An 18,939-nucleotide genomic window follows, 5' to 3' on the forward strand; every position below is an offset into this window, starting at 1 on the left:
TCTCTTTAAACATTTAATCCTATGATTTTATCATAAAAGTCATTTTTAAGAACCGTTAAGCCTTTATAATTCTGATCGTCTACCGCACCATTTCTTTTCAATGCATCAAGTTGATATTGGTATAAAGAAATGCTAAATCCGCCAAGCTTTTTTAATATATTACGTTTATCTACAATATCCGTTGCAATATTATACTTTTCTAAAAGTTCCGTGCTTTCTCCATAATGAACAATAATATCCATACGCCCTTTATCAATAACATAGAATTCATCTGCAGCGGAACGTATAGCTGACCATATTCCAGGTGGCTTCATACCCTGCTTGTCTTTTCGCTTTAGGTAAGCCCCTTGTCCCTGTTTATTGCAAGATAGCAAATCATAAACCGAGCCACCATCAATATTATAATCCATTTCACTTTGCTGCGTATAGAAATAATGATTATAATATAAATTTATATCATAAATCTTATCTTCATTAAAAAGCCGTCTGGTTATTGCTGCTCCTTTTTTGATATCGGGTAATTTACTTAAATTCTCATCTCTTATATTTATCACATATACATTTCCTATTTCAGGTTTACCATGACGGTTACATCTGCCTGCCGCCTGAAAAATACTGTCAAGACCAGCTAAATCACGAATGACACAATCAAACGAAATATCAACACCTGCCTCAATAAGCTGACTGGATATACAAAGAACGGGCATATCTTTTTCTAATCGTTTTGTGATTTTTTCAATTTCATTATTAAGATGGGTGGAACACATATTATTACTCAAATGAAAAACAGGTATCCCTTTATTATGTAACTCTTTATACAATAATTTAACAGCCTTTTTCGTATTGAGTATGACAAGGGTTGATTTTTGAGCTTTTTTCAAAACAAATTCTGCTAATTCGGAATAAGTATACCCGCCTGTCTTTAGTTGGTTTCTAATTTCATATCTTTTAGGAGGCTCCCTATATTTCGTTAGTGACGGATGATTGGAAAACCTCAGCTTCCGCAGAGCACTTTCAAATGGCGGCTGAGTAGCAGTGCATAATAAAACAGTGCTTTTACAAATCTTATTTATAAAGTTTATGGCAGAATTAAACAAATGAATAACTTTTATGGGTATGCTTTGCGCTTCATCAAAAATCAAAACACTATTTCCCATATTATGAAACTTTCGTAAATCGGAACCCTTTGCAGAAAAAATGCTTTCTAAAAATTGAACTTGTGTGGTTATAATTATTGTTGCATCCCAACGGTCAGTGTGCAACTTATAATACTGCTCATTATCGGGCAAAAAACCGGAATGATGCTCCAGAACCATATTGTCATCTAAATTCAGGGCATTACGAATTTCTTTTGCCGTTTGGCTTATAATTGACAGGTATGGAATGACATAGATAATTCTATCTAATTTATGATGCCTTGCATGTTCCAGCGCGAAACGCAAGCTTGCAAAAGTCTTCCCCCCGCCTGTAGCAACTTCAAGTTTGTATATACCTATATCACGTAAACCCGCAGTTTTACAATCTTCCGAACCCCTTTTTCTTAATATTGACATTTCCGATTGTTCTTTTGCTTGTAATTTTGAAATTTTCTTTTCAAGATTTGATATCAAAACATCCCATTCCGGCGCTGCAGGTGAATACAGTTCACTATTTTCAACCCCCAAAGCATCTAGTCTGTCAGCATCAACAAGGCATGAATAGGCAAGCTTTATAAGCATGGACATATAAAATGGTTTATCGGCCTGCTTGTCTGAATTTATTATATTCATAAATTCATTATTAAGTAACTCGAAATCTATAGAAAATTCTGCAGGTATCTTAACCTCTGTTTCATTTGTTAAAACATCTTTGAGTACTGTTTCACCATCGGGTGAAATATTGTCATATAATGAACCATGATGCGACATGATAATGTTTCCCAGCATTTCAGCGATATGCTGAAAAAAATTAGCTTTCGTAAAACAATATTTTGCACCATATATGCTATGAGGAACCATTGAAACATCTTCATACATTAATCTTTTTATAAGATATTCCTGCCATTGTGGTGAACCTTTTCCATAATCATGTAAATATCCGGCGACCCATAAGATTTCCTCCATGCCAAATCTGCTTCCAAATTTCCGGGCCAACTTTGAAACATTTGACAAATGTGTTTTCAGAAGCTGATTACGACGAGCCAATGCCATATTCCACATTTCTGGACCTGATAATTTATGTTTAAACTCTTCCTTATCCTGATTATATAATGCTAATAAATCTATTTGTCCGTTCATTTTATCAACCTCTTTATATATTGACGCGTAACGAAGGCAGCGCACCTGCCCAGAGAGGCATAACACTTTTTCAAATTGTATGCCAAGAACATTGTACCATACCATTTTGTTTAATAGGAAATTAATCTATAAAGATGTTTTACGATTTTATATCCGAAAACCGACCCTGCCAACATCTTATATAAAATAAATCCCCCCTAAATCTAAAGCTACTTGGTCACCTGAAACATATGAAATAAAATTACTTATCACAGCTTTTTAACCGTGATTTTGCACAAAACGAAGATGGTATATTAGTGCATATTTATGTTTATGCATATAACCCATAAAAAAGCATTGACAATATGAAATTTTATTTTATAATGGACTTATACAAAAAGCATAATTAATTGGGGTTAAAGGCCGGAAAAATTGTCAAATAAAGACAAAATATGCGCCTTTAATAAGAAAATAAAGATTCTGAACTCAAAATGCTGAAAAAAAATTTAATTTAAGGAGGAGAAGTTATGAAAAAGAAAACGGTTATGAAGAAGGTGCTTTCTATTGGCCTGGCAAGTGCTATGGTACTTTCCTTAGCGGCTTGTGGCTCCGAAAAAAAAGAGGACGAAAAGAAACAGGAAGGTGACAGCAGTGGTGTGACACTTGAATTCCAACAGTGGTGGGGTGTAGAGCTTCCGGATGGTGCGCTGCAGAAGATTTGTGATGACTTTACGAAAGATACGGGAATCCAAATTGAACTTTTGAGCAATCCATATGCCGACACGAAGACACAGATTGCAGCCGGTGCAGCGGCAGGCACAATGGCGGATGTAGTTGGGCTTGATGGTGCGTGGGTATATGATTTTGCAAAACAGGGTTCCATTTCAAATTTAACAGAACTGATGAAAGAAGACGGCTATGATGACTCGCAGTTGTCAGACCAGATCAAATACGAAGGAAATACATACATGATCCCAGTTGTGAATTTTGCATATCCATTGTATGTAAATATGGATATTCTTGAAAAAGCAGGGGTTTCTGAGATTCCAGCCACCTGGTCAGAATTTTTGGCGGCACTGGATAAGATTAAAAATAATACAGATGCGGCCGGATTTTCTATTCCATTATCCACGGAGGCACCAAATGGCATTCAGAATCAGTTTATGACATGGTTATGGGCTTCAGGCGGTTCAATGCTGAAGGATGGCGCGCCGAACTTAGAAGGTAATAAAGACCTTGCCAAGGTGGTTGATTTTGTGAAAGAAATGAAAGATAAAGGCTATATCGCTGATGGGGCAGAGGCTATGAAGGAGCAGGATATGGTAAATGAATTTGAAAATGGACGTCTTGCATTCATGGTAGATGGAATTTCACATCTGACACTGATTAAAGAAGAAAGCCCGGATTTGAATTTTGACTATGCAAAGATGCCTGTCATGGACGGATACGAAGGCGAGAGTGGAATGGATGTTGCAAACTGGGGAATTGGAATTGCTGAGAATTGTGAGAACAAAAAAGAGGCTATGCAGTTTGTAGAATATCTTATGAGCCCAGAAGTAAATGCAGAGTTAGCACAGCTTGCAAATGCATTCCCTGGCAATGCGAATGCCAACCCGGATTATTCCCAGAACGATGAATTATTCAAAAAAGCATTTGAGATTTTCCAGAGTGGATATGCAACAAATGAGTTTACAGGCCTTCCGACATCAGAAGATCTCATGAGAAGTTTCAATGAGCAGTTAGTGTTATATCTGGATGGAGATACAGCATCTGTAGATGAAATGTTAGGAGCAGCCCAGAAAGCCTGGGAGCCGGCATTTGAATAATTAGGAAGAATATATTTTCAAAGAAGAACAATACGGGCTGTGCGTACGCGTGCAGCCCGAACAAAAAACGAAGGGAGTGAGATGAATTGGCAAAAGGCGGTAGGTTCATGAACCAAACAGCAGGGAAAGGCAAGAAGGATATCTTAAAAAGACAGGCTACACCGTATGTATATTTATTACCCACGGTCGTCTTAATGTTTATATTGCTGGTGATACCGATTCTTATGGTCATCAGATATTCATTTTATGATAATGTGATTATTAATAAGAATCCGGTATTTGTGGGATTGCAGAACTATAAGGCAGTATTATCCGATCCGAATTTTCTTGTTGCGATAAGGAATACACTGTTCTTTGTAATTGTCAGTATTATAGCTCATCTTATCATAGGGATGGTGTTTGCCCTAGTTCTGAATACCAGATATCTTGGAGACAAAACGAAAGGTATTTTCAGAGTGATTTATGCACTGCCGTGGATGTTTACAGCATCAGTCATTGCGATTCTGTGGAGAATGATGCTGAATCCCAATGGTGTGATCAATTATCTGATTACATCAATGAATCTTGTGAATGATAATATATCATTTCTGGCTTCCAGGGATATCGCTCTGAAAGCGGTTACTCTTATTAATATCTGGTCTGGATATCCGTTTTATATGATTAGTATTTTGGCAGGCCTGCAAGGCATTTCCACAGATTTGTATGAAGCCTCCGCTTTGGATGGGGCGAACGCAGTCCAGACATATTTCAGGATTACAGTGCCACAGCTAAAGCCAATTCTTATCAGTCTTCTGATGTTGGATTTTGTATGGACATTACAACAGTTTGCTTTGATATGGATGACGACTGGTGGTGGACCGGTCAATGCGACAGAGACGATCAGTACTTATATATATAAGCAGGGATTCACGAAATATCAGTATTCGATGGCATCGACAGGGGCTGTAATTCTTCTTATTGTATGTACAATTATTGGAATCTTCTATGTCAGACAGCAGAGATCGGGGGATTAGGTATGATAGGAAAGAAAAAAGTATCGGTTCAGATTTTAATTGTTATTATCTTAATTCTGGGTGTCATATGGGCAGGGTTCCCTATTTTGTGGATGTTCCTGAACTCCTTTAAGCCTAATGCGGAAATTTTTGCATGGCCTCCGACCTGGATCTCTGAGAATTTCAGCTTTGACGCGTATAAGGCGATATTTTCCAATCCGGAGCAGGTAAGGTTCTTTGTAAATAGTTACGTGATTGCAGGGCTGGTTGTAATAGTAACTTTGATCGTAGGAATTATGGCATCGTATGCCTTCAGCCGTTTTAATTTTCCGGGGAAAGGGCTGATCAATACAATTATCGTAAGTGTACAGGCAGTTCCGCCGATTACGTTATTGATACCTTATATCAGCCTGATCGTGACTCTCAGATTGTATAACACATACGGGGCGCTGATTCTTACATATTTAGTATTTACGCTTCCGTACTGCATTTTGATGACAACGGGATATTTCAATACGCTTCCTAAGGAACTGGATGAGGCTGTTATGATTGACGGAGGTTCCCGCTGGAAAGCATTGTGGAAAATACTTGTTCCTACTGCAATACCGGGACTGGTTTCAGTTGGAATGTACACCTTTATGCAGGCATGGAATGAATATTTGTTTGCATTAGCCCTGACTAAGACAAATGATATGCGTACAGTGCCGGTTGGTATCAACCTCTTGATGGGGCAGCATGCATATGAATGGAACCAGATGATGGCTATGAGTGTACTTGGATCGCTGCCGATTCTGGTGCTCTTCCTCTTCTTCCAGAAATATTTCATTGCAGGCATGACAGCAGGATCCGTAAAGAACTAATAAGCATTGCCAGAAAAGAGGTGAGAATGTGGAAATAGAACAGAAATATGAACATGCTTTTGAAGAACTGGGGGAAATTGTACAGACACGGGTGGAGAAAAAACGCTACACGGCAATGGGATATACGAGCAACTTAGATCTTCTGTGTGATTTCCGGGCAGAGCTTTTGAATCAGATGCTTGAAGAATACCTTCCGGACGGGAGGCTGGCGGAGATGGGGATCGTAGACAGTATACATACGATGGAAGAACTGTTATCGACGATTGTATACTATTGTTCACGGGGAATAGGTGGTGAAGCGGATATTGAAGATACGAGGCTCGTAGAAGAGTGCTTTCCATTTCAATACGGGATGGGAGGAACTGCGGTTCAGGCAGCGCTTGCTCTGGCGGAAATCGGATGTCCGTCTCTGGTGCATTTGACAGACGATTCAAAAGAGGTGTGTGATTTACTAAAAACGCCATCTGTCTATACAGTTTCTCAGGAAGGGCAGCTGGTGCATGCGGACAAATTGTCCCAGACCCAGAGTCAGGAAGTTCATTGCATCATCCAGTTTAAAAAAGGAGATATGATCAGGCTGGGGAGTCAGGAGGTGACCATCCCCTGTTCCAACCGTCTGATTATTACTAAGATTACCGTAAATGAATTTGTACCATTTTCAATACCATATTTTGAGTGGATAGAGAAGAATGCAGAAAATGTAAGCAGTAATGTATTGTCAAGCTTTAATGCGCTTTTAGATCCGGAGGTTTTAAAGGCACGTCTTGATTTTGTGAAACAGCATGTGGAAAAATACCGCAGGAATAATCCGGAAGGAATCGTTTTCTTTGAAGATGCCCACTACCATAATAGTGAGGTGAAAAGGCTGTGTCTGGAAACCGTCTATTCGTGTGTAGACATTGTAAGCCTGAATGAGGACGAATTGAAATATACACTGAAAGAAATGTATGATTTTGATGTAGATACTGAGAATATTATTTCCTGTGTACAAGGCGCAAAATTTATTCGTAAAAAGTTTGGGATACATAAGGGGGTCATTGTTCATACGAAAGATTATTCCATGTATGTAGGGGATACGCTGAAAGCAGATATAGAAAAAGGCCTGATGTATGGAAATATGCTGGCAACAGCAAAGGCACAGAATGGCTGGTATGGGACAAAAGAGCAGGTCAAAGAGGTGCTGGGATTTGAATTAAGCCCGAAAGGGGCAGAGAACTATCAGAAAATTAAAGAGAGTGAATATCAAAAAGAAGTCATACTGGTTCCTTCCAAATATATAGATAAGCCCAGATATACGATTGGATTGGGGGATTCCTTTGTGGGGGGAGTGCAGATGTGCTTCTGAGTAAAATTAAATATGTGAATGAAATTTTATTTCATACAATGATTGACATTATTCAATGTCTGAACTAAAATAATAGAAGATATGCGGAGGAAATAGCTATGTTAATGAACATGAAAGAAATCTTATCTGTTGCAAAGGAAAATAAATTTGCGATTCCTGCATTCAATATTTCCGATTATTCAATGTTTCTTGGGATAATGGATATTTGTGAAGAGACAGATTCTCCAGTAATTATCGAGATCCATCCGGATGAGTTGAGTTTTACAGGGCCGGAAATGGTAACAGCTATCAGGGAAAGGGCGTATAAATCACCGGTCCCGGTATGTATTCATCTGGATCACTGTGGTGATTTCGGGAAAATCATTTATGCGATTCAGGCAGGATTTACATCTGTTATGTTTGACGGAGCGGAGCTTTCATTTGAAGACAATATCGAGAATACTAAGAAAGTAGTGGAAGCTGCTCACCCGGCGAATGTATCTGTTGAAGCAGAGCTCGGAACGATTGGATCTACGGACCCGGCTGATTTTGAAGGGGGAACAGCTAAGATTATCTACACAGATCCGGAGGATGCTGCTAAGTTTGTTGCTGCAACGGGCGTGGATACACTTGCTATAGCAATCGGAACGTGTCATGGCCTGTATCCGGCAGGAATGAATCCAGAACTTAAGCTTGATATCTTAAAAGAAATCGAAGCAAAGGTGGATATACCGCTGGTACTTCATGGTGGTTCGAATAACCCGGATAAAGAGATTGGGGAAGCTGTGACATTGGGCATTAATAAGATTAATATTTCATCTGATATCAAAGTTGCATATTTCCAGAAAATGAGAGAAGTACTGAAAGATGAGAGCTTAAGAGAACCTAATGTAATCGAGCCGGTTTGTATGGAAGCTATGAAAGCGTGTGCAAAACAAAAACTAGAATTATTTCAGACGATAGGAAAGGCCTCATTATATTAAGGGGATACTTAATATAGGAGAAAGAGAAAGTGGACAATACGATATTTGAAAAAGAAGCATTAGAAGTGATTAAGGAAAATTATGATTCTATATTTTCAGCAGAAAAGAAGGTTGCAGACTTTGTGCTGCAGAATCCTCAGAAGGCGGTAGACTCTAATGTTTCAGAGCTGGCAAAGCAAAGTGGTGTGAGTGATGCGACTGTTGTCAGAATGTGCCATCACATAGGGTATACAGGATATTACCAGTTCAGGATAGCCCTGAGCCGGGAATTAGGAAGAAAGCAGTATGCAACATCATCGCGTTTGCAGAATAAGGATGAGGTGGGAAAGGTATTCCACGATTATGCAGAAGCAATGATAGCAATAGGTGAAAGAATCGACGTGGATGTTATGTGGAAGTGCGTTAACCTATTGAAGACATGCAGGCAGGCACACCTTATGGCAGTAGGAAATACATGTCCGCTGACTCAGTATATGGGATTTCGTTTGGGAAGGCTTGGAATTAAGAGTACATATAATGTGGCAGCAGAATATTTTTTGAATCATGTGAATCTGGCTGATCCGGATGATATTCTGATAGCTATTTCACAGTCGGGAACATCCAGACAGGTCGTACAGGGTATGGAACTGGGTAAGGAAAAGGGACTTAAAATTATTGCAATCACCGCATTTGCACAATCACCGGTGGCTGCGCTGGCAGACTATGTGCTGCTTTCTGCCGGCAAGGAAGAGCCTTTTAATTACTATAAAGGATATGCACATCTGAATGAAACGGCAGTGATTGATGCACTCTTGAATTTTGTTATGAATGAAGAGCTGATTAAAAATAAACAGGCTGATAAGCCGGAGATTATTTTGTCAGAATATAAGATGTAATTCTGACTCTTGCTGGAACAGCGGTTTTACCTTTCGTGTCGATGTGCATGACTGGTGTACCGCTGTTCTTTTCTAAGATTAAGGAGGAAAAAGAATGAAGCGTTCAAAAATCAATCAAGTCATAAAAGATATGGAACAATTAATCAAAAAGCATGGTTTTGAGATGCCCCCGTTTGCATCATGGACAACAGAAGATTGGGGGAAGGCGGGGCATGAGTACGATGAGATAAGGGATAACAAGCTGGGATGGGACATCACAGACTTTGGCCTTGGAAAATTTGAAGAGGTAGGTTTTTCCTTATTTACAATCCGGAACGGAAACCAAAAGATGAAGGAGAAATATAAAAAGCCTTATGCAGAAAAGCTTCTGATGCTTTACGAAGGTCAGACAGCCGCAATGCATTATCATGTGAGTAAAATGGAAGACATCATAAACCGGGGCGGGAATGATGTATATATCACCGTATATAATGGAACTAAAGAAGAAACCATGCTGGATACAGAGGTGGAGGTATGTTCTGATGGGAAGAGGGAGATGGTTTCTGCAGGGACAAAAGTGCGGTTAAGACCTGGTCAGAGCATTACGATCACGCCATATATGTACCATGATTTTATTGTCCCGGAAACGGGGGGACCGGTACTTCTCGGGGAAGTTTCTATGTGCAATGATGATGACAATGATAATTACTTCTATGATAAAGCGGTAGGTCGTTTTCCGGCAGTGGAGGAGGATGAAAAGCCGTACCGGCGTTTATGCAATGAGTATCCTGATGTAGAATAGAGAGGGGATATGGTATAGAGTAACATTTTGCGGAAAACTAAACTGCTGTAAAATTTTAAGTTGAATTTTACAGCAGTTTCTTGTGTAATAAAATTACGAACAAGAATAATAATATCAGAGTCTGATATATGGAAACTATATTTGTGCTAATTTTTTAATATTATCAATGAAAGATGGTGAGATTGATTCTTTCTCAATCTTATAATAAGATTTCCCTATGAGCACCGTGTACAGGGTGGAAGCCTCCCATACTTTACTGAAGAGGGGAGGTGGTGCAGATGGATACATACGAGGTTTTAAGCCTTCTGCTTTTGGGCGGCTCGTTCCTGATAGCATTGCTGACCTATATAGATAGGAATAAGCGAAAATAAAAAATGCCTACCCTGTCGGCCAACAGGATAGGCGCGTCTGAAAAGACGTAAAACCTTAACTTGAGGGCTTCCACCTTGAGGGCGGATGCTCTATTTATGTGTTTAGTATATACCAGAAACGAAGATTTTGCAAGGGCGTGATATCTGGTCTCGTTATAGTGATTGAGATTTTGTTACTGTCTACAGGTTGCCTGTTAACAGTAACAAAGTTTTGGAAAGCCCACCCCATATCCCACCCCATTTGTTGCCCAATATTTAATATTATGCTAAAATGGACAAGTAAATCAACTGAAGAAGTCAAACTAATTATAAGAAAATACATTTATACGAAAGGAACACACACATGATAAAAATTCAGGAATACAGTGGACATATTCGAAATTGGGAAGCGCTTTGCAGGGAGCTTAAGATTGGCTCTTCTTTATCGAGGGAAGAGCGTGAGCAGGCAATTTTAGTGAAGGCATATGAAGCATGGGGAGCTGACATGGCCAATCACATGCATGGGATGTTTGCATTTGCCCTTTGGGATGACGAGGAGAAGAAACTTTTCTGTCTGAGGGATCAGTTTGGTACGAAGCCGTTCTATTATTATGAGACGGCGGACGGGAAGCTCTTGTATGGCACCTCTGTCCGCAAGCTTATGGAGCAGCCGGGATTTGTGAAAGAACTGAACGAAGAAATGCTGCAGTTATATCTGACGTTTACATACCCGGCGGGGGAGAATACTTTCTTCCGCGGCATGAAGAAGCTTATGCCGGGGCATTATCTGACATGGCAGAGAAGGGAACTGAGGATTCATCGATACTGGGCGCCGGAATTTCATCCGGACGAAAGTAAGTCTCTTGATGAGTGGGCGGATGAGATCCATACAACGCTTCAGGAGATTATGACGGAGGTGAAGTCTGCTGATGAGACTGCACAGTCATTCCTGTCAGGCGGGGTGGATTCTTCTTATGTACTGGCGATGTCTGATGTAAAGATGGCGGATTCCTGCGGCTACGAGGAAGAACGGTTTGATGAATCGAAATTAGCACAGCAGACGGCAGATATTCTCGGGCGTAAGTTTTTCAGACGTGTCATTACTCCGGAAGAATATTTCGCAACAGTTCCTTATGTGATGTACAATATGGAGCAGCCGCTCGGGGATGCTTCGGCCATCGTGTTTGCCATCGGCTGTAAGGCTGCGGCCGACCATACGAAGATCTGCTATTCCGGGGAGGGCGCAGACGAGTTCTTCGGCGGATATAATATGTACCGCAATGCAGAACGCTATGGGGAAAATCTAAAAACGTTTTATGTCGGCAATACAAACATCATGAAGGAAGACGAGAAGAAACGGATTTTGAAAAAATACGATCCGGATGTTCTTCCGATCGAACTGGCGGAACGGATTTATGAGGAAACGGAAGGGCTTGATCCGCTTTCCAAGATGTCAGATGTAGATATCCAGATCTGGCTTGAGGGAGATATTTACCTGAATGTCGATAAGATGAGTACGGCTGCCGGGTTGGAGATCAGGATGCCGCTTACGGACACAAGAATCTTTGATATTGCGTCAAGGATGCCTTCAAAATATAAAGTAAACGAAGAACAGAATAAGGTGGCGTTCCGCACGGCTGCGGCAAAAGTACTGCCGGAAGAAATTGCTTTCCGTAAAAAACTGGGATTCATTGTGCCAATTCGTATTTGGATGGCAGACGACAGATACAATCAGGATGTGAGGGAGAAATTCCACAGTGAGATGGCTGAGAAGTTCTTCAATGTAGACGAGATCAATGCGATTTTCGACGACTACATTGGCGGTAATTCTGACAACTGGAGAAAAATATGGACTATCTATACATTCCTTGTCTGGTATGAAGAATACTTTGTAAAACGCTAAACAGGAGGATGCAAAGATGGACTGGATGCAGGGCTTGCAGAATGCGGTCGATTTTATAGAGGACCATATTGGGGAAGAGATAGACTACGCGGAGGTTGCAGCGCAGGCTTATTCATCGAACTTTCATTTCCAGAGGGTCTTCCATATTATCTGTGGATATTCCTTAGGAGAGTATATCCGGAACCGGAGGCTGTCACTTGCGGGGACGGAATTATCCGCGGGCGGCAGTAAAGTGATTGATGTTGCACTGAGGTACGGCTATAACAATCCGGAGAGTTTCAGCAGGGCATTCACCAGATTCCACGGGATTACGCCCCAGCAGGCGAAAACCGGGAATGTGAATCTCAAATCCTTTTCCAGAGTTTCTGTAAAACTGATACTAGAAGGTGGAACGGCAATGGATTACAGAATTGAGAAGAGAGAAGCCTTCCGGGTGATTGCAAAGAAGGAAAGGTATGGAGGCGGCGAAGAGGAGATCACGCAGAAAACGATACAGGCCACATGGGCGGAGTGTATAGAGAATGGTACGATCGACACTATATGCAGATACCTGCGTCCGGAAAATATATTCGGCGATGCCATTGTGGGAATCAGCATGGGGGAAATGAGTAGTAAAGATTTTGATTATGCGATTGGGGCAGCATATACAGAGGGTGAAGTTGAAGAAGGCCTGACAGTAGAAGAGATACCGGCTGCAACATGGGTGATTTTTCCGTGCACCGGGGCCATGCCAGATGCATTCACGGAGCTTTGGAAGAAAATATATACAGAATTTTTCCCTGCGAGTAAATACCAGCCGGCCGGAGGCGTGTGCATTGAAGTGTATCCGAGTGCAGAAGTGGATGACCCGGACTATCATTGCGAGATCTGGATTACAGTAGAAGAAAAATAAGGTTTTGACAAGAGAATAAAAGTTTTGTTTCCGGTATGATTTTGCCGGAATCTTAAAACGCACAGCAGGACTGTACTGAACGTCTGCTGTGCGTTTTTTAGAGTTATTGAATAAAAAGTACTGGAAATTACAGCCACTTTATAGAAATCGCCAATAAATACATGATAAATTTCTATTTGATGGATAAGCTACAAGGTAATAAACTATAGAAGTATATCTAAAAAGGCATCATTGTCATAGCGGAAAGAAAAGGAGATTTTTATATGGACCTTTTGTTAAGTATAAACTGGACGGCGCTGCTGGTGCTGGCCATTGCATTGCTTCTGTTTAAAGTATTGAATTATATCGCTTACAAAGTAAACTGGACACTCGTGATACTGAGCAGTCTTGTGATGGGGGCTGTATTGGGTATCTTATTTTCATCAAAGGATAATGCATCGCTCATCTGGCTGGAACTGATCGGTAAGATCTATGTGAATATCATCACGGCTCTGGTTGCCCCGGTCGTCCTCGTTTCTGTGATATCCGGTTTTATTTCACTGAATAATAAAGAAAAGATGAAAAGCATCGGACTAAAATCCGTTTTCTGGCTTTTGCTTTCAGCGGCGGCCGCTATTGCCCTGAGTATGTTCTTTGGAATTGTAACAGGGATTGGTAAAAGCGGGGGCGCCGTGTTTTCCGATATTTCTTCGGTAACAGACAGCACGCTGTCTTCCTATGAGGGAATGAAAACATCGTTTGACCAGGTTTTGCTGTCCCTGTTCCCGGCGAATGTGATCGGGGATATGGCATCAAACAATGTGACCGCCATCATCATCATTGCGATTGCCGTGGCAGTTTCTTATGTCGCTGTGGCATCTGAGGAAGGGGAGGAGAAAGTAAAAGGATTCCGGGATTTAATAGAGGCGGTCAAGAAGATTATATACCGTATTCTGGCATATGTGATTGACCTGACTCCTTACGCAGTGCTCTGCCTTGTAGCGGGATCGGCGGGGAAATTATTCAGCGACAGGGCTGCATTGATCCAGCTGGTTCTGCTCGTTGCACTGATCTATTTTGTAAGCTTCCTGCATACCTATGGTTTTAATGCCATTCTATTGAAGTTTTATGCAAAGGTAAGTCCGGTCAGATTTTATCGGAAAATTTTTGATGCACAGGCCGTTGCCTTTACGACGCAGAGCAGTGTCGGGTCGCTTCCTGTGACAATCGAGGGGCTGACGAAGAAAGCCGGGGTAGATGAAGAAGTGGCAAACTTTACCGCGCCGCTGGGAACGACGATTGGCATGCCGGGCTGCACCTGCATCTGGCCGGTGCTTCTGGTTCTGTTTTATGTCAATGCGGCGGGACTGGACTGGGGAGTGGGAGAATATGTTATTCTGGCATTCATGACACTGGTACTGTCTCTCGGCGGGGCCGGAGTGCCGGGCATAGGAGTCGTCTCAGCGGTTGCACTGTTCAGTGCAATGAACCTCCCGGTCGCAGCCGTTGTGCTCCTGATGCCGATCAACAATATTTCAGACATGGCCCGCACACTGGTAAATGTTACGACCGCAAATGTTGCGGCCGCAGTCGTTGCACGGGGCACAGACCTTCTCGATGACGAGATATTTCTTACAGAAAAGCAGGGGAACAAATAAAAATATTTAGAATAACTTATTTAAAGCCCTGACCGCATCTTCCTGAGACTGAAAGGGCAGGGGGATCTTCTCACCATTTGAATATTTAATTACAATCTCATACTGGTAAAAATGTTCTGCGCCGAGTGTCTGTGTGGATATTCCCTTAGAAATATGTGCACATGCATCGGCGGCGTTGGAACATTCATTGGAACTGCCGTACAATGTCACGACATCAATCCCGGTGACTTTACTCTGGAGGGCATCTCTTAAACCATCGCAGAACGCAGTCAGCTGGCTCTGGTTATTGTCAAGGAGGGCTTTGGCGATCACGTCAGTCTGCTCCTGAGTCAGCGCTTCGTACTGTTCCACCCGTTTCTGAAGTTCTTCTTCGGGAGTATCTTCCTCCCAGTGGGCGTCGATTCCCTGAGTGGCAAATGCCTTTTCGATTTCCGCCATTGAGAAGTATAAGATGCGGAAACCTTCCGATTTCAACTGTCTCAGCGAATTATCCGTAAAATCTCCTGCAAGCACCGCGCCAAAGAACGGTAAATAAATATTGTATCTGCTGATTAACGGTTTGATGGCCCCGGATATTTCCTGGGCCTTGTTTTTTGAATGTTTTGTATACCGTCTCCATGCCATCTCGATGAAAGCGCGGGGATGGCCCATGACAAACTCGCTGCCTTTTTCCTCAATCACGATGTCCAGTTTGTGCTTATTCTCGTTGACATCGGCCCATATGACCTCTTTTCGCCCGTTTCTGGCGGGTCTTTTATGCTTATAGTCCAGATACATTCCGTATTCTTCTGCAATCGGCCTGCAGTAATTAATGATAGTCAGTTCCAGCAGGTCGCCGATAATCTGCCCGAAACGATGTGCCGGTGATTTTGCCATTTTTACCCCCTCACCCACAGGCGCCCTTCTTTTAAGGGAACGCTGTGCTTTCTGTTTTTCCATTTTACATTTCGATCACGTGTCTTTTCAAACCAGTATTCTTTAAAACCTGCGGAAATAGCCAGTCTCCCCAGCCATTCATCGACCGGGACATAAATCCCGTAAGGTGCGGAATCACCGATTACAAAGCAGGTCAGGGAACCATCCTTGCAGACGCGGCGGAGGTTCTTCCAGATTTTAGCGAGATCCAGAAAATAAAGCGCGATCATGGTATGATAGTTCTTTTTGCCGCCGTGGAGCTCCTTCTCGGCGTCTAACTGCCTGCAGACGTCCAGTATTTCCTCATAGATCGGTTTAAGCAGCGGTGACTTCAAAAATTCATAAGTATCTTTGCGCTCGCGGGAAACCATCTGTGAACAGGAGCGGACGAGATTTGGCCGTATCTTCTTCTGCAAATCCCCCCAGCCCTTGATTTCCCCGAGTACGGACAGCTCCAGACGGGTCGCGTCGGCATAATCATAATTATTCGCATACGGGGGAGAAGTGATAATCAGATCTACGCTGTCAGCAGGGACGTCAGAATCCTCCCTTGCATCCTGAAATAACAGATTTGCTTTGGATTCATGGGAATGGGCCTGCATATACTGCATGTCCCCGCACATGATGTCTGTCTGTTTCTGAAAGGCTTCATATGCATCCGCGACCCTTGCCTTTGTTTTATTGGGTAGCACATACTGCCATGTGGCGGTTCCGGCATGAGAAGCGCTGCGCAGGATTGAAATAAAATTCATCCATGCCAGAAGATATTCATCTGTATCATCCTTATTGATTTCCAGTGCTTTTCTCAAATAATTTATTTTTTTCAGATTATCGATATCATAGCTCTTATAAACGATATCAGGATAAGTATACATCTTGGTCTTTAAATGCTTCGCACAATCCAGTATCTTATCGGCCTCGCGGATGAACAGATCCGTGTCGGCAGGCCATGATAGCTTGGCTTTTGCTACTTTATAAACAAACGGGTGTCCTTCATATCCAATGGAAGAGATCCCCATTTTATCACATACTAATAGTGTTGTTCCGGAACCGGCAAACGGGTCCATAACGGTGACGGCATCTTTCGAAAGCTGGCTGGAGGCCAGATATTCATGAATCATACTTTCAACCCACTCTGCTGAGAAACCGGCTGAATAGCGGTACCACCTGTGGAGCGGAAGGGACATATTATCGATGAAAGTTGAAGTGCTGTCTTTTTGAATGCTGTTAGCCATCGTTGTTTCCTTTCATTTTTGGTCTGAAATTACAGTATAACACAAAATTTAATCCCGAAGGGTTCCTGATAGAATTTCCAGCATTTTTTTAATCTTTTCATGGAGGACGCCTACTTTATGTTATCGACCTATATTGTAACAAATAATCGCAAAAAAGTACAGAATTTGCTTTTTTCAAGCTTGACAAAAATTTTGTGATCATGTATATTTATACACATAAATTGAACAGGGGAGCTTATAGATAGGCTGAGAGGAAGTTGTGAACTTCGACCCATATACCTGATTTGGATAATGCCAACGTAGGAACGGAAGTAAGTAATATTACGGGAAGTGCCTGAGGCATTTCCCGTTTTTGCGTTTTTGGCTTTAAATTACATAAGCAGTACCGACGAGAGTGAATGAGAGTTCATGAAGGGGTGCACCACCGCGGGTGTATTTCTTTTGTGAACTCTTTTTCCATTATAAAAGAAATATGAAAATGATCGAGAGGAGGAAATGATATGCTGAAAGTAAACGGAAAGGACAGGATGTTTACGGCCGGAATAACCGTGATGGACCTGCTTAGGGAAATGGAATACCCGGCGGAACGTGTAGCCGTTGAAAGAAACGGGGATATCGTGCCGAAGAGATGTTTTTCCGAGGTCTGTCTGGTGGACGGGGATACGATCGAGGTTGTAAGTTTTGTGGGAGGGGGCTGATTATATGCTGACATTCGAAGAAATAGAAGCGGCGCTTATCCAGCGGCATACAGAGGAAATACAGAAAAAACTGAAGACTGCGAAAGTGGCGGTGGCCGGGCTTGGCGGACTCGGCTCCAATGTGGCCTTTGCGCTGGCAAGGATCGGCGCCGGGCACCTGCACCTGATTGATTTTGACCGGGTGGATATCACCAATCTTAACCGGCAGCAGTATTTTATCCGGCATATCGGCCTGTTCAAAACAGAGGCATTAAAACAGGAGCTGGAGGAAATCAATCCGTATCTGGATATTAGGACAGATTGTGTGAAAGTGACGCCGGAGAATCTGACAGAGCTGTTTCAGGAGGAAGATATTGTCTGTGAGGCGTTCGATGAACCGGAGGCAAAAGCAATGCTGGTCAACGGGATTCTGGAGCATTTTCCGGACAAGTTTCTCGTAGCGGCATCCGGCATGGCGGGATATGGCGGCAGCAATGCGATTCATACGAGGAAGATTACAGAACATTTTTACCTGTGCGGGGATGAGACCGCAGAATCCGCGCCCGGAAATGGGCTGATGGCGCCCAGAGTGGCACTCTGCGCCGCCCATGAAGCAAATCTGATCACAGAATTGATTATAGGAGGAAAAGAATAATGGAACGAAAAGACACACTGGTCATCGGGGGACATAGTTTTGAATCACGTTTTATCTTAGGTTCGGGCAAATATTCACTGGAACTGATACAGGCGGCTGTGGAAAAGGCCGGGGCACAGATTATTACACTGGCCCTGCGCCGGGCAAATGAGGGAGGAATGGCAAATATTCTGGATTACATACCGGAAAATGTAACGCTCCTTCCGAATACTTCAGGAGCCCGGAATGCTGAGGAGGCAGTGCGGATAGCCCGTCTGTCCAGAGAAATCGGGTGCGGAGATTTCGTGAAGATAGAAGTGATCCATGATTCCAAGTATCTGCTTCCCGACAATTACGAGACAATCAAGGCGACGGGAATCCTGGCAAAGGAAGGGTTTATTGTAATGCCTTATATGTACCCGGATCTGAATGCGGCGAGGGACCTCGTAAATGCCGGTGCGGCCTGTATCATGCCTCTGGGTTCACCGATCGGTTCTAACAAGGGGCTCTGTACAAAAGAGTTTATCCAGATTCTGATCAATGAAATTGACCTTCCGGTCATCGTGGATGCCGGCATAGGAAAACCTTCACAGGCCTGTGAAGCAATGGAAATGGGCGCGGCAGCGGTCATGGCGAATACGGCGATCGCGACTGCCGGAGATATCCCTGCAATGGCCGAAGCCTTTAAAAAGGCAGTGGAAGCCGGGCGCAGTGCATATCTTTCAGGGCTGGGCCGTGTACTGGACCAGGGGGCAAGCGCCTCATCACCGCTTACCGGGTTTCTGGCAGAATAGGAGGAG

At 42.6% G+C, this 18,939-nt stretch carries 17 protein-coding genes and 1 riboswitch; of the genes, 14 read left to right on the forward strand and 3 right to left on the reverse strand.

The genetic code is table 11. From position 1 onward, the window contains the following. Positions 1-5: 5 nt before the first annotated feature. Entirely contained in the window at positions 6-2,276 is a 2,271-nt protein-coding gene (gene cas3, locus A8806_RS05305; protein WP_181368592.1) for a CRISPR-associated helicase Cas3', read from the reverse strand. 506 nt (positions 2,277-2,782) lie between these two features. Between cas3 and A8806_RS05310 the strand changes: the two genes are divergently transcribed. The 11 genes from A8806_RS05310 to A8806_RS05355 all read left to right on the forward strand — a co-directional run bounded on the left by A8806_RS05310 (position 2,783) and on the right by A8806_RS05355 (position 14,678). After that, positions 2,783-4,081, forward strand: coding sequence for an ABC transporter substrate-binding protein (locus A8806_RS05310; RefSeq protein WP_109730135.1), 1,299 nt, complete (start codon positions 2,783-2,785; stop codon positions 4,079-4,081). 107 nt (positions 4,082-4,188) lie between these two features. After that, entirely contained in the window at positions 4,189-5,094 is a 906-nt protein-coding gene (locus A8806_RS05315; protein WP_109730136.1) for a carbohydrate ABC transporter permease, read from the forward strand. Positions 5,095-5,096: 2 nt separating this feature from the next. Continuing rightward, positions 5,097-5,933, forward strand: a complete 837-nt coding sequence (locus A8806_RS05320; protein WP_109730137.1) for a carbohydrate ABC transporter permease — start codon at positions 5,097-5,099, stop codon at positions 5,931-5,933. 28 nt (positions 5,934-5,961) lie between these two features. Continuing rightward, positions 5,962-7,278, forward strand: coding sequence for an ADP-dependent glucokinase/phosphofructokinase (locus A8806_RS05325; RefSeq protein ID WP_109730138.1), 1,317 nt, complete (start codon positions 5,962-5,964; stop codon positions 7,276-7,278). Positions 7,279-7,376: 98 nt separating this feature from the next. After that, complete coding sequence (locus tag A8806_RS05330) at positions 7,377-8,240, forward strand: ketose-bisphosphate aldolase (RefSeq protein ID WP_109730139.1); 864 nt, start codon at positions 7,377-7,379, stop codon at positions 8,238-8,240. A 29-nt stretch (positions 8,241-8,269) separates the two neighbouring features. Then, positions 8,270-9,115 carry a MurR/RpiR family transcriptional regulator gene (locus A8806_RS05335; RefSeq protein WP_242995955.1) on the forward strand — a complete coding sequence of 282 codons (846 nt, stop codon included), beginning with the start codon at positions 8,270-8,272 and terminating at the stop codon, positions 9,113-9,115. A gap of 94 nt (positions 9,116-9,209) precedes the next feature. Beyond that, entirely contained in the window at positions 9,210-9,896 is a 687-nt protein-coding gene (locus tag A8806_RS05340; RefSeq protein ID WP_109730140.1) for a D-lyxose/D-mannose family sugar isomerase, read from the forward strand. Between the two features lie 278 nt (positions 9,897-10,174). After that, positions 10,175-10,267: a putative holin-like toxin gene (locus tag A8806_RS26550; RefSeq protein ID WP_242995956.1), complete on the forward strand. Its 93-nt coding sequence runs from the start codon at positions 10,175-10,177 to the stop codon at positions 10,265-10,267. 343 nt (positions 10,268-10,610) lie between these two features. Beyond that, positions 10,611-12,149, forward strand: a complete 1,539-nt coding sequence (gene asnB / locus A8806_RS05345; protein WP_109730141.1) for an asparagine synthase (glutamine-hydrolyzing) — start codon at positions 10,611-10,613, stop codon at positions 12,147-12,149. 16 nt (positions 12,150-12,165) lie between these two features. After that, a complete protein-coding gene (locus tag A8806_RS05350) occupies positions 12,166-13,041 on the forward strand; it encodes an AraC family transcriptional regulator (protein ID WP_109730142.1) in 876 nt (291 codons plus the stop codon). Between the two features lie 263 nt (positions 13,042-13,304). Next, positions 13,305-14,678, forward strand: coding sequence for a dicarboxylate/amino acid:cation symporter (locus A8806_RS05355; RefSeq protein WP_109730143.1), 1,374 nt, complete (start codon positions 13,305-13,307; stop codon positions 14,676-14,678). A gap of 6 nt (positions 14,679-14,684) precedes the next feature. Here A8806_RS05355 and A8806_RS05360 read toward each other — a convergent pair whose 3' ends face one another. Together A8806_RS05360 and A8806_RS05365 are read right to left on the reverse strand one after the other, a co-directional pair. Then, a complete protein-coding gene (locus A8806_RS05360) occupies positions 14,685-15,554 on the reverse strand; it encodes a DNA methylase (protein ID WP_109730144.1) in 870 nt (289 codons plus the stop codon). A 2-nt stretch (positions 15,555-15,556) separates the two neighbouring features. Continuing rightward, positions 15,557-16,828: a DNA methyltransferase gene (locus A8806_RS05365; RefSeq protein ID WP_207657850.1), complete on the reverse strand. Its 1,272-nt coding sequence runs from the start codon at positions 16,826-16,828 to the stop codon at positions 15,557-15,559. A 217-nt stretch (positions 16,829-17,045) separates the two neighbouring features. After that, a riboswitch (TPP riboswitch) is annotated at positions 17,046-17,152 on the forward strand. A gap of 176 nt (positions 17,153-17,328) precedes the next feature. Here A8806_RS05365 and thiS point away from each other — a divergent pair. The 3 genes from thiS to A8806_RS05380 are packed head-to-tail and all read left to right on the forward strand — an operon-like array spanning position 17,329 to position 18,933. Beyond that, a complete protein-coding gene (gene thiS, locus A8806_RS05370; RefSeq protein WP_109730145.1) occupies positions 17,329-17,526 on the forward strand; it encodes a sulfur carrier protein ThiS in 198 nt (65 codons plus the stop codon). 4 nt (positions 17,527-17,530) lie between these two features. After that, on the forward strand, positions 17,531-18,160 hold the full coding sequence (thiF, locus tag A8806_RS05375; protein ID WP_109730146.1) for a sulfur carrier protein ThiS adenylyltransferase ThiF: 630 nt from the start codon (positions 17,531-17,533) through the stop codon (positions 18,158-18,160). Beyond that, complete coding sequence (locus tag A8806_RS05380) at positions 18,160-18,933, forward strand: thiazole synthase (protein WP_109730147.1); 774 nt, start codon at positions 18,160-18,162, stop codon at positions 18,931-18,933. The genes thiF and A8806_RS05380 overlap by 1 nt, the downstream gene beginning before the upstream one ends. The last annotated feature ends 6 nt before the right edge of the window (positions 18,934-18,939 follow it).

Origin of the sequence: Faecalicatena orotica, from assembly GCF_003149245.1 — a bacterium.
Taxonomy (GTDB): Bacteria; Bacillota; Clostridia; order Lachnospirales; family Lachnospiraceae; genus Faecalicatena_A; species Faecalicatena_A orotica.

Coding starts and splice junctions, on each gene's coding strand:
- cas3 (WP_181368592.1), bottom strand. CDS start 2,276: ATGAACGGACAAATAGATTTATTAGCATTATATAATCAGGATAAGGAA.
- A8806_RS05310 (WP_109730135.1), top strand. CDS start 2,783: ATGAAAAAGAAAACGGTTATGAAGAAGGTGCTTTCTATTGGCCTGGCA.
- A8806_RS05315 (WP_109730136.1), top strand. CDS start 4,189: ATGAACCAAACAGCAGGGAAAGGCAAGAAGGATATCTTAAAAAGACAG.
- A8806_RS05320 (WP_109730137.1), top strand. CDS start 5,097: ATGATAGGAAAGAAAAAAGTATCGGTTCAGATTTTAATTGTTATTATC.
- A8806_RS05330 (WP_109730139.1), top strand. CDS start 7,377: ATGTTAATGAACATGAAAGAAATCTTATCTGTTGCAAAGGAAAATAAA.
- A8806_RS05340 (WP_109730140.1), top strand. CDS start 9,210: ATGAAGCGTTCAAAAATCAATCAAGTCATAAAAGATATGGAACAATTA.
- A8806_RS26550 (WP_242995956.1), top strand. CDS start 10,175: ATGGATACATACGAGGTTTTAAGCCTTCTGCTTTTGGGCGGCTCGTTC.
- asnB (WP_109730141.1), top strand. CDS start 10,611: ATGATAAAAATTCAGGAATACAGTGGACATATTCGAAATTGGGAAGCG.
- A8806_RS05350 (WP_109730142.1), top strand. CDS start 12,166: ATGGACTGGATGCAGGGCTTGCAGAATGCGGTCGATTTTATAGAGGAC.
- A8806_RS05355 (WP_109730143.1), top strand. CDS start 13,305: ATGGACCTTTTGTTAAGTATAAACTGGACGGCGCTGCTGGTGCTGGCC.
- A8806_RS05360 (WP_109730144.1), bottom strand. CDS start 15,554: ATGGCAAAATCACCGGCACATCGTTTCGGGCAGATTATCGGCGACCTG.
- A8806_RS05365 (WP_207657850.1), bottom strand. CDS start 16,828: ATGGCTAACAGCATTCAAAAAGACAGCACTTCAACTTTCATCGATAAT.
- thiS (WP_109730145.1), top strand. CDS start 17,329: ATGCTGAAAGTAAACGGAAAGGACAGGATGTTTACGGCCGGAATAACC.
- thiF (WP_109730146.1), top strand. CDS start 17,531: ATGCTGACATTCGAAGAAATAGAAGCGGCGCTTATCCAGCGGCATACA.
- A8806_RS05380 (WP_109730147.1), top strand. CDS start 18,160: ATGGAACGAAAAGACACACTGGTCATCGGGGGACATAGTTTTGAATCA.